This window comes from Nocardia sp. NPDC058518 (assembly GCF_042719655.1).
Taxonomy (GTDB): domain Bacteria; phylum Actinomycetota; class Actinomycetes; order Mycobacteriales; family Mycobacteriaceae; genus Nocardia.
The window spans coordinates 147,417-157,999 of sequence record NZ_JBHXNJ010000019.1 but is presented as its reverse complement, the minus strand read 5'-3'; the positions used below and the strand labels follow the sequence as shown (position 1 = coordinate 157,999).

Annotated in this window: 11 protein-coding genes and 1 tRNA gene; 9 read left to right on the top strand and 3 right to left on the bottom strand. The window is 66.5% G+C overall.

The features are described from left to right. Positions 1 to 106: 106 nt before the first annotated feature. The 6 genes from lgt to ACFWPX_RS28280 all read left to right on the top strand — a co-directional run bounded on the left by lgt (position 107) and on the right by ACFWPX_RS28280 (position 6,089). Positions 107 to 1,273: a prolipoprotein diacylglyceryl transferase gene (gene lgt, locus ACFWPX_RS28305; RefSeq protein ID WP_378930525.1), complete on the top strand. Its 1,167-nt coding sequence runs from the start codon at positions 107 to 109 to the stop codon at positions 1,271 to 1,273. 224 nt (positions 1,274 to 1,497) lie between these two features. After that, complete coding sequence (locus ACFWPX_RS28300; protein WP_378917339.1) at positions 1,498 to 2,025, top strand: NINE protein; 528 nt, start codon at positions 1,498 to 1,500, stop codon at positions 2,023 to 2,025. Positions 2,026 to 2,198: 173 nt separating this feature from the next. Next, positions 2,199 to 2,951, top strand: a complete 753-nt coding sequence (locus tag ACFWPX_RS28295) for an amino acid ABC transporter substrate-binding protein (RefSeq protein ID WP_378930531.1) — start codon at positions 2,199 to 2,201, stop codon at positions 2,949 to 2,951. A gap of 3 nt (positions 2,952 to 2,954) precedes the next feature. After that, the gene (locus tag ACFWPX_RS28290) at positions 2,955 to 3,626 is read left to right on the top strand and encodes an amino acid ABC transporter permease (protein WP_378930523.1); all 672 of its coding nucleotides are present in this window, start codon (positions 2,955 to 2,957) and stop codon (positions 3,624 to 3,626) included. Between the two features lie 145 nt (positions 3,627 to 3,771). Beyond that, positions 3,772 to 5,190 carry a pyruvate kinase gene (pyk, locus tag ACFWPX_RS28285; protein WP_378917343.1) on the top strand — a complete coding sequence of 473 codons (1,419 nt, stop codon included), beginning with the start codon at positions 3,772 to 3,774 and terminating at the stop codon, positions 5,188 to 5,190. Between the two features lie 2 nt (positions 5,191 to 5,192). Beyond that, a complete protein-coding gene (locus ACFWPX_RS28280; protein WP_378930521.1) occupies positions 5,193 to 6,089 on the top strand; it encodes an acyl-CoA thioesterase in 897 nt (298 codons plus the stop codon). A gap of 45 nt (positions 6,090 to 6,134) precedes the next feature. Here ACFWPX_RS28280 and ACFWPX_RS28275 read toward each other — a convergent pair whose 3' ends face one another. The 3 genes from ACFWPX_RS28275 to ACFWPX_RS28265 form a co-directional block, all read right to left on the bottom strand. Continuing rightward, a complete protein-coding gene (locus tag ACFWPX_RS28275) occupies positions 6,135 to 6,518 on the bottom strand; it encodes a hypothetical protein (protein WP_378930519.1) in 384 nt (127 codons plus the stop codon). A 254-nt stretch (positions 6,519 to 6,772) separates the two neighbouring features. Continuing rightward, positions 6,773 to 7,396, bottom strand: coding sequence for a low molecular weight phosphatase family protein (locus ACFWPX_RS28270; protein ID WP_378917349.1), 624 nt, complete (start codon positions 7,394 to 7,396; stop codon positions 6,773 to 6,775). Positions 7,397 to 7,581: 185 nt separating this feature from the next. Next, positions 7,582 to 8,091, bottom strand: coding sequence for a monooxygenase family protein (locus ACFWPX_RS28265; RefSeq protein ID WP_378917351.1), 510 nt, complete (start codon positions 8,089 to 8,091; stop codon positions 7,582 to 7,584). A gap of 112 nt (positions 8,092 to 8,203) precedes the next feature. Here ACFWPX_RS28265 and ACFWPX_RS28260 point away from each other — a divergent pair. The 3 genes from ACFWPX_RS28260 to ACFWPX_RS28250 all read left to right on the top strand — a co-directional run bounded on the left by ACFWPX_RS28260 (position 8,204) and on the right by ACFWPX_RS28250 (position 10,497). Then, positions 8,204 to 8,290: transfer RNA gene (locus ACFWPX_RS28260), tRNA-Leu, on the top strand. Between the two features lie 165 nt (positions 8,291 to 8,455). Beyond that, positions 8,456 to 9,067 carry an ANTAR domain-containing response regulator gene (locus tag ACFWPX_RS28255; protein ID WP_056824610.1) on the top strand — a complete coding sequence of 204 codons (612 nt, stop codon included), beginning with the start codon at positions 8,456 to 8,458 and terminating at the stop codon, positions 9,065 to 9,067. A gap of 272 nt (positions 9,068 to 9,339) precedes the next feature. Then, positions 9,340 to 10,497, top strand: a complete 1,158-nt coding sequence (locus ACFWPX_RS28250) for a branched-chain amino acid ABC transporter substrate-binding protein (protein ID WP_378917354.1) — start codon at positions 9,340 to 9,342, stop codon at positions 10,495 to 10,497. The last annotated feature ends 86 nt before the right edge of the window (positions 10,498 to 10,583 follow it).

Genomic DNA, 10,583 nt, shown 5'->3' with positions numbered 1-10,583 from the left:
GTTAGACGCCGTTGCGTACGCGACGAAGGAGCAAGCAACGGCGTCTAACCGGCGGCCCCTTGGGGCCGCGGACACGCGCGCGCCAGCGCGCCAATAAGCTGAGCCCGTGAACTCAGTCCTGGCCTATATTCCGAGTCCGCCCCAGGGGGTCTGGCACCTCGGACCCTTCCCGCTGCGGGCGTACGCACTGTTCATCATTCTCGGCATCGTCGTCGCCATCTGGTGGGGTGAACGCCGGTGGCGCGAGCGCGGTGGTCAGCCGGGCGCCGTCCTCGATGTCGCGATGTTCGCGGTGCCGTTCGGCCTGGTCGGCGGCCGTATCTACCACGTCGCCACCGACTGGCAGAAGTACTTCGGCGAGGGCAAGCACCCTGTCGAGGCGCTCTACATCTGGCAGGGCGGCCTCGGCATCTGGGGTGCGGTGTTCTTCGGTGCCATCGGCGCCTGGATCGGCTGCCGGATGTACAAGATCCCGCTGCCCGCGCTCGGCGACGCGGTCGCGCCCGCGGTGCTGCTCGCTCAGGCGATCGGCCGGCTCGGCAACTACTTCAACCAGGAACTCTACGGGCGCGCCACCGAGGTCCCGTGGGGTCTGGAGATCTACGAACGGTTCGACCCGGAGACCGGCGCGCGCGACATGATGAACGGGGTGTCGACCGGGCGGGTGCTCGAGGTCGTGCACCCGACGTTCCTCTACGAGCTGGTCTGGAACGTGCTGATCGTCATCGGGCTGGTGCTGCTCGACAAGCGCTACAAGATCGGTCACGGGCGTCTGTTCGCGCTCTATGTCGCGGGCTACAGCTTCGGCCGGTTCTTCGTCGAACTGCTGCGCAGCGACGAAGCCACCCAGATTCTCGGCATCAGGATCAACTCGTTCACCTCCGCACTCGTCTTCCTCGGCGCCATGGCCTATTTCGCGCTGGCGACCAAGGGCCGCGAGACGCCCGCCCAGTTGCAGCCGGACGGGGAGCCGCGCCCGTGGCCGTGGCAGTTCTCCGCGCTGCGGGCCGCCGGTGCGGCCGGCAGCACCGTGGCGGCGACGGATTCCGCGACATCGGCGGTCGACGTCACCAAGAAGACGGATTCCGCTGCGGTGGAACATGATTCGGCTGACAAGGACGTGACCGAGCCCGCCGGTGATGACACGAAGGACGTCACCGACGCGAAGGGCGCCGCTGGCGCGAAGGACGCCGACGACGAGTCCGGCAAAGACTCCGGGTCCACCACCGGCACCTCCGCGGAGCCGACGAAATCAGGTGCGAAGAAGTCCTGATCCACGACCGTTTTCGTCGAATCGGCGGGCGTCCGGCAACATTGCGGGCGCCCGCCGCGATATCTCGAATGGGTGGCGAGGGCCGATCGGGTGGCACCCGACAAGACAACGGTGGGCAGTACCGGCAACAATGGCCCGTGATCGTCGCGGGCGCACCGCCGTTCGGCCGATCGCCACTGGCCGGGGGCCACGACGGGTACCCGCACGAATGATGGAGGACATGAGTGACCGACCCCTACAACCCCAATCCCCAGTACGGCCCTGACCTGAGCAAGCCGCAGGACGGCGGCTCGCAGCCGCAGTACGGTCAGCCGGCCTACGGTCAGCCCTCCGATCCGTACAACCAGCAGCCGCAGCCCGGCTACGGCCAGCCGCAATACGGTGCGCCGCAGCCGCAGTACGGCCAGCCCGCCGATCCGTACGCCCAGCAGCCGCAGCCGGGTTACGGACAGCCGCAGTACGGTGCGATGCCGCAGGGCTTCAACCCGAACGACCCGGAGGCGCCCTGGGGCCGGGACATGTACGGCGTGCCCTTCTCGGACAAGCAGAAGCTGATGGCCGGTCTGCTGCAGATCTTCCTCGGCAGCTTCGGTGTCGGCCGTTTCTACCTCGGCTACACCGGTCTCGGCATCGCCCAGATCGCGGTCACCTGGCTGACCTGTGGCCTCGGTGCCATCTGGCCGCTGATCGACGGCATCATGATGCTCACCGGCAAGGTGCCCGACGCACAGGGCCGGCCGCTGCGCGACTGATCGCAGCCCATACGGGGATGAAACGGGTGCTCTGCTCACGCGGGGTACCCGTTTCGCGTTTCCGCGACGGTATTCCGATCACGGTGAGCGATACTCTGTGTCGGTCTGTGGCGGCGCCGTACCGTCGCTGAGCCTGCGCGTGCCCGTTACGCGCAGCGGAGAAAGGGATGTCCGTGCGCAAATTCATTGCTGCCGCCGTACTCGCTGTCGTCGCCGCGACGGGCCTGTCGGCCTGCTCGTCCGCGTCCGACCCGAACGTGCTCAAGATCGGCACCGAGGGCACCTACGCACCGTTCAGCTACCAGGAGGGCGGCACGCTCACCGGCTACGACGTCGAGGTCGCCCGCGCGGTCGGTGAGAAGCTCGGCAAGCAGGTGGAATTCGTGCAGACCCCGTGGGACTCGATCTTCGCCGGGCTCGAGTCCAAGCGCTTCGACCTGGTCGCCAACCAGGTCACCGTGAACCCCGAGCGCACGGCCAAGTACGCGCTGTCGCAGCCGTACACGACCTCTGAGGGCGTGATCGTCACCAAGGCCGACAACACCACCATCACCTCGCTGGCGAGCCTGGCGGGCAAGACCACCGCGCAGTCGGCCACCAGCAACTGGAGCAAGGTCGCCGCCGGCGCGGGTGCGAAAGTCGAAGCGGTGGAAGGATTCGTGCAGGCGGTGCAACTGCTCAAGGCAGGTCGGGTCGACGCCACCGTCAACGACACCCTCGCCGTGGGCGAGTACACCAAGAAGACCGGTGACACCGGCATCAAGATCGCGGCCGAGACCGGCGAGACCAGCAAGCAGGCCTTCGCCGCCCGCTCCGGCGACACCGCGCTGATCGCCGACGTCGACAAAGCGCTGGCGGAACTGCGCGCCGACGGCACCCTGGCCCGGCTGTCGGAGAAGTACTTCGGCACCGACGTCAGCAAATAACGGATGGATCCGGCTACCTGGGAGCTGATCCGGCACAACCTGGTGCCGATGCTGAAGGCCACGGTGACGATGACGTTGCCGCTCACGGCCGTCAGCTTCGTCATCGGCCTGGCCATCGCGGTGGGTGTCGCACTGGCCAGGATGTCGACGCGGCGGGTGCTGTCGGTGCCCGCCCGCTTCTACATCTCGATCATCCGCGGCACTCCGCTGCTGGTGCAGCTGTTCATCGTGTTCTACGCGCTGCCGCAGTTCGGGATCGTCATCGATCCGTTCCCGGCTGCGGTGATCGCGTTCAGCCTCAATGTCGGCGGGTACGCCGCGGAAGTGGTGCGCTCGTCGATCATGAGCGTGGCGCACGGACAGTGGGAGGCCGCGCAATCGCTGGGCATGACCTATGTCCAGACGCTATGGCACATCGTGTTCCCGCAGGCCGCGCGGATCGCGGTGCCCCCGCTGTCGAACACGCTGATCTCCCTGGTCAAGGACACCTCACTGGCCTCGACCATCCTGGTCACCGAGCTGCTGCGCACCGCCCAGCTGGCCGCCGCGCCCACCTTCGACTTCTTCGCCCTCTACGGCGTCGCGGCGCTCTACTACTGGGTGATCTGCCTGATCCTCGGCTTCGGCCAAACCCGTTTGGAAACAAGACTTTCCAGACATGTCGCTGTCCGGTGACAACTGATTTCGTGAACACATGGGTAACTCATCGGGAACGCTCGGCCCCCACCTCGTCGATAACCGCCGGTCCGGTCGATAGCCGACTCCAACCCCCCGACCGGCAAAATTCGCGGGGAGGCGGGCTGGTACTAGGCTGTTGGGCGTGATGCGACGGACGAAGATTGTGTGCACCCTGGGGCCGGCCACTGCTACCCAGGACCGTATTCGTGAGCTCGTCGAAAGCGGCATGGATGTGGCCCGGCTGAACTTCAGCCACGGCGACCACGCCGACCACGCCGACAACTACAAGATGGTCCGCGCGGCCTCGGACGAGACCGGCCGCGCGGTCGGCATCCTCGCCGACCTCCAGGGCCCCAAGATCCGCCTCGGCCGCTTCGCCGACGGCAAGACCGTGTGGGTCAACGGCGAGCAGGTGCGGATCACTGTCGACGAGGTGGACGGCACCCACGACCGCGTCTCGACCACGTACAAAGAGCTCGCGCAGGACGCCAAGGCCGGTGACCGGCTGCTCGTCGACGACGGCAAGGTCGGCCTCACGGTGGAATCCGTCGAGGGCAACGACGTCGTCTGCCGGGTGACCGAGGGCGGCCCGGTGAGCAACAACAAGGGCCTTTCGCTGCCCGGCATGAACGTGTCGGTGCCCGCCCTGTCCGAAAAGGACATCGCCGACCTGGAATTCGCCCTGGATCTGGGCGTCGACTTCATCGCGCTGTCGTTCGTGCGCTCGCCGTCCGACATCGAACTCGTGCACGACATCATGGACCGCGTCGGCCGCCGGGTCCCGGTGATCGCCAAGCTGGAGAAGCCGGAGGCGATCGAGAACCTCGAGGCGATCGTGCTCGCCTTCGACGCGGTGATGGTCGCCCGTGGTGACCTCGGTGTGGAGCTGCCGCTCGAGCAGGTGCCGCTGGTGCAGAAGCGCGCGATCCAGATGGCGCGCGAGAACGCCAAGCCGGTCATCGTCGCCACCCAGATGCTCGAGTCGATGATCGAGAACTCCCGGCCCACTCGCGCGGAGGCCTCCGACGTCGCCAACGCGGTGCTCGACGGCGCCGACGCGGTGATGCTGTCGGGGGAGACCTCGGTCGGCGCGTGGCCGATCGACGCGGTGCGCACCATGGCGCGCATCGTGACCGCGGTCGAGTCCGAGACGTCCCGGGTGCCACCACTGACCCACGTGCCGCGCACCAAGCGTGGCGTGATCTCCTACGCCGCCCGCGACATCGGCGAGCGGCTCAACGCCAAGGCACTGGTCGCGTTCACCCAGTCGGGTGACACCGTGCGCCGCCTGGCCCGCCTGCACACCCCGCTGCCGCTGCTGGCGTTCACCCCGCTGCCGGAGGTGCGCAGCCAGCTCACGCTGACCTGGGGCACCGAGACGTTCATCGTGCCCATGGTGGACACCACCGACGCGATGATCCACCAGGTGGATCAGGCGCTACTGTCGCTGGAGCGTTATCGCAAGGGTGACCTGGTGGTCATCGTCGCCGGTTCCCCTCCGGGTACCGTCGGTTCCACCAACCTGATCCACGTGCACCGCATCGGCGAAGAGGACCACTAGTAGTGAGCAGTTCGATCGACATCGAGACCACACAGGGCGAGCCGACAGCCGATCTACGGGTGTTGCTCGACCTGCTCGACCTCGAGGCGATCGGCGAGGACACCTTCCTGGGCAAGCACCCGGAGAAGGTGTGGAGCCGCACCTTCGGCGGGCAGTTGGTCTCGCAGGCGATCATCGCGGCCGGCCGCACGGCAGGCGACCGGCCGCTGCACGCGATCAACGCGCATTTCGTGCGCGGCGGTGATGTGAAGAAGCCGATCGAGTACCACGTGCAGCGCCACCGCGACGGTCGCTCGCTGGCCAACCGGACGGTGACGGCCAGCCAGGACGGCCAGGAACTGTTCGTCATGCTGGCCGCGTTCCAGGACTTCGGCAAGGGCCTCGAGCACGCGCACGACGGCCCGGATGTGCCCGATCCCGAAACCCTGCCCCGGGTGGAGGAGAGCTTCGCCGGCTTCGAGGACAAGCTGGAGATGTTCATCAAGGCGCCGCACCCGATCGACATGCGCTACACCAACGATCCGGCGTGGATCCTCAAGGGCACCGGCGAGAAGCTCAACCACAACCGGGTCTGGATGCGCACCGACGGCTCGCTGCCCGATGATCAGCTGCTGCACGTGGCCGCGCTGGGCTACTCCTCCGACACCACCGTGCTCGATTCGATCATCACCACGCACGGTTTGTCGTGGGGGCTGGACCGGATTCTCGCGGCGACGGTGAACCATTCCATCTGGTTCCATCGTCCGTTCCGCTTCGACGACTGGGTTCTCTACGCCACCGAGTCACCGGTCGCGGCGGGTTCGCGTGGGCTGGCGACCGGCCGGTTCTATTCGCGCACAGGCGAATTGATCGCCACCACCGTGCAAGAAGGCGTCATCCGGCACTTCCCGGCCCGCTGAGCGCGGCGGTGTGGCCCCGCTGAGGGCTCCCGCGGCCGGGCGAGCTCAACGCAGTTCGTGGTCGAGTTCCGGTTCGACGACGTCCGTGCGTTGATGCGCGCGCAAGGTGAAGGGCACACCTGGGGCAGGATGCGGTGTGGCCGCGCCGTACACGGCCACGGCCAGACCGTGCTCGAGGTCGGCGATGTCGGCGTCGGTGAGGTCGGCCGGGTCGCCGACCAGACTCAGCGCGATCTCGTAGGTGCTCTCCGTGCTCGGCTCGAGGCCGGGATTGCTACCGCGCCACTGTGATTCGAGATCGCGATGGACCGGATCGCTCGCGTCGACGGGCATGGTGAACCGCCAGGCATAGACATCGCGGTCGTGCACATGGTCGTCGAGGACCGTCCGGACACTGGCAACGATGCGGTCGAGGATCTCCGGTGTCACATACACATGGAGCGAAACATCCGAAATGCGTTTCGGCAAGTCTGTAGTCCCGTCGTGTGTCGAACCTGCAAGGGGTAACACCCACGTCCGCGCCGAAGTCTAATCCCTGCGCGGCGCCGCGAACAGCCCTGGCGACCGTCAGGACACGAGGGCAGTGCATCGTGGATGGGTGGACTGAGCCCTAGCGACCGTCAGGACACGAGGGCAGTGCATCGTGGATGGGTGGACTGAGCCCTAGCGACCGCCAGGGCGCCTCAGCGCCTGCGCTGTGCGGCGAGGAACGCCGACAGGGGGCCGCCGGGCGCGCCGGGCGCTATCACGAGGCCGGGGCGATCGCCGTCGCCGGAGAGTTTCGTCTGCTCGTGCGGTGCCAGTGCTCCCAGAACGGGGAACAGCAATTCGGCGATGCGGTCGCCGACCTCGAGGAAGGCAACCGGGGAAAGGCCGATCGGGTCGGCGATGTTCTCGCGGCCGACATAGGCCAGGTTGTTGCGCGCATGGTGCAGTGCGGCAATGGATTTCGCGCCGGTCACCTTGGCGATGCGGTACGCCTCGGCGAGGGTGAAGGTGCGCGGGGCGGTGCCGAAGGCGAGTTCACCGACCTGGTCGCGTAAAGAATCGGTCATTGTCAGCACCAGGTCGGCGCGATCGACCATCTCGGGCTTGAGCTTTCGGGCCTTGAAGCCCGCGGTGTCGCCACCGAGGCCCTGGATGGTCTCCACGGCCATCGGCTCGGGCGGAAAGCCGACCAGGGCCCGGGTGCCCGCGCTCTCCGCGGTGAGGCCGGGTAGACCGTGCTCTGCCGCGAACGCCCGGGTGAGCCGTTCGGCGATCACCGATCGGCAGACGTTGGAGTTGCAGACGAAGAGCACGTGCATACCGACACCGTAATCGGGTCGATTGTCGTGCAGTAGGTCAGAATTGTAACCATCACAAACGCGGTACTACTTATTCACCTTTCGGTTGAATGCCGTACATCAATCACGATGCTCAAATCTGTTGTGTGTCACCGTGATACCCACGAGATAGGCGGTGGAAACCTTGCGGTGATATGTGTCGGTTATCACTCTTTTCGGTTGTAATAATTCGATTCGGAAATAACCGGTGGCACGGCCGGTGGGGTGCCGTGCACGCGGCCCCTGGTGGAGAACATCGGTCCGCGCGCGGGCACCACCGGCGCGAACGCCGCCAGTCCCGTCGGTGCCGACATGTCGTCGTAGATCGCGTCGATGCCGCCACGGCGGAAGTAGGCCTCGTGCCAGAAGCCGGTGCCGCCGGAATCGCGGAGGAATCGACCCCACCACTGCCGGTGCGGCTCCGATCGCGTCCAGCGCTCGAGCGAGTCGAGATCGCGCCAGTACTGCCGGGCGCCCCAGTGCGGCGGAAACATCGACCACACGATGTCCTCGTGGCGCAGTAATCCGTCGGGCCGGTCGGCGTGTGAGCGATACAACTTCGGGCCGACACCGAGCAGCCGCAGCACGCCGCGTGGGGTACGCACCCGCATGCCGAGCAGGATCATCACCAGGTCGGGGTACGCATCCAGGTCGACCGTCGTTCTGTGCACGCGCATGATCGCAGCCCCTTTCACGGTGCCCTTTCGGGGTACTACGGGGCAGGCGGACCTCCGGTTCGACCGGCGGTTCGCTTCCCGGCGCGCCGAGACGCTATAGTGACCGCGGTGCGCCGGGTTGGCGGAACTGGCAGACGCGACGGTCTCAAAAACCGTTGTCCGGAAGGACGTGTGGGTTCGAGTCCCACACTCGGCACCACGGCGGAAGCGCGGCGCAGGCAGCCGCGCTCCGCGGGGGAGTATCCGGCGCAGGGTGTGCGTGATCTCATCGCAGGCGCATTCTCTGCGCGGAAGCAAAAGGTACTCTTTACATCGCCAGTCGTGGTGTGATCGACAGGCATCGGAATCCAGAGGGGTCGAACCTATGAGCACGAATGCAGCCGGGGCCACGCGTGAGGCCGCGGCCAAGCGGGTCGTCGTCGCCGAGGATGAGGCCTTGATCCGGATGGACCTCGTCGAGATGCTCAAGGAAGAGGGCTACGACGTCGTCGGCGAAGCGGGCGACGGGCAACAGGCCGTCGAGCTCGCCGAGGAGCTGCGCCCCGATCTGGTCATCATGGACGTGAAGATGCCGCGCCGTGACGGCATCGATGCTGCCGCCGAGATCGCGTCGAAACGTGTTGCGCCCGTGGTGATCCTGACCGCGTTCAGCCAGCGAGATCTGGTCGAGCGGGCACGTGACGCCGGCGCGATGGCCTATCTCGTCAAGCCGTTCACCAAATCCGATCTGGTCCCCGCGATCGAACTCGCGGCCAGTCGTTTTCACGAAATCACCGCGCTGGAAACAGAAGTCGCGAATCTGTCGGACCGTTTGGAGACGCGCAAACTGGTCGAGCGGGCCAAGGGCGTGCTCATGCAGACCCAGGGCCTCTCGGAACCGCAAGCGTTCAAATGGATTCAGCGCACCGCGATGGATCGCCGCACGACGATGAAGGCGGTCGCCGAAGTCGTGCTGGAGAACCTCACCCCGCAGTGACACGGTTCGGCTCCTGCCGCCGCGCGGGCCGGAAGCAGAAAATGTTTACGCAAGCGAAACAATAATGTGAACTATTGCTGGACAACCGACCTCCGACATGATGCGAATGTGATGCGGATCTAACAAAGCGGCGATATGTTCTCTGCGGGCTGAACGTGGTCGGCCCCCTCGGTGAACCCGGGGAGCACAGGACATAGAGGTGAGACGTGCTCAGTTCGACATGGCGCAGTCGGTCGACGCGAGGAGTTCTGGTTATCGGAGCTGCCGCGTCGTTGGTGTTGTCCGGATGCAGTGACAAGTCGTCCGATGGCGGCGGTGGCGGCAACACCGATCTCTCCATCCAGTCGGTCGTTCAGCTCGATACCGAGGGCAAGGCGGTCGCGACCACCGACGCCGGTGCGGCCGCGGACCCCGCAGGCGACGGCAAGGCCAAGTGCGCGCCCCTGACTCTCGGCATGGCGGGCCCGCTGACCGGCGGCAATGCCGCCCTCGGCATCAACATCATCATGGGCGTGAAGCTCGCGCTCGACCAGCACAACAAGGCCAACCCGGACTGTCAGGTCTCGGTGAAGCAGTTCGACACCGAGGGCAAGCCGCAGATCGCCAGCCAGGTGATTCCGACGATCGTCGCCGACCCGAACATCGTGGCCCTGATCGGCCCGACCTTCTCGGGTGAGACCAAGGCGACCGGCCAGATCCTCAGCGAGGCAGGCATGCCCACGCTGACGGCATCGGCCACGAACCCCACCTTGACCACCAACGGCTGGAAGACCTTCTTCCGTGGCCTCGGCAACGACGACTCGCAGGGTCCGGCCGTGGCCAACTATCTGACCGGTGAGAAGGGCTTCAAGAAGATCTGCGTCGTGCAGGACAACACCGACTACGGTGCCGGTCTGGCGAAGGCCTTCATCACCGCCGCGGGTCCCGCGGCCGACGCCTCCTGCGGGACGAGCGTCAAGGAAGGTGACAAGGACTTCTCGGCAGCGGTCTCGAAGCTGTCCGCGGCCAAGCCCGACGCCATCTTCTACGCCGGCTACTACGCCGAGGCGGCACCGTTCGTGCAGCAGCTGCGTTCCGGTGGCGTGACCGCGGCCTTCGTATCCGCCGACGGCACCAACGATCCCGAGTTCGTCCGCCAGGCCGGGTCCTCGTCCAAGGACGCGCTGCTGTCCTGCCCGTGCAGCCCCGCGCCGGAGAAGTTCGCCGCTGATTACAAGGCGCTCAACGGCCAGGCGCCCGGCGTCTACTCGGTCGAGGGCTACGACCTGACCACGATCCTGCTCAAGGGGATCGATGCCGGTAAGGTCACCCGCGCCGATCTCGTCGACTACGTCCGTAACTACAACGGCACCGGTGTCGCCCGCCAGTACAAGTGGGGCGAGACCGGCGAGCTGGCCAACATCCAGATCTGGATGTACCAGGTCAAGTAGTTCCGAAGACGTGTGCAGCGGTGGGGGGGGGGGGGGGTGGGGGACCCGGACGCCGCCCGCGCCGAACGGAGAAAGTAGTGAAGGAG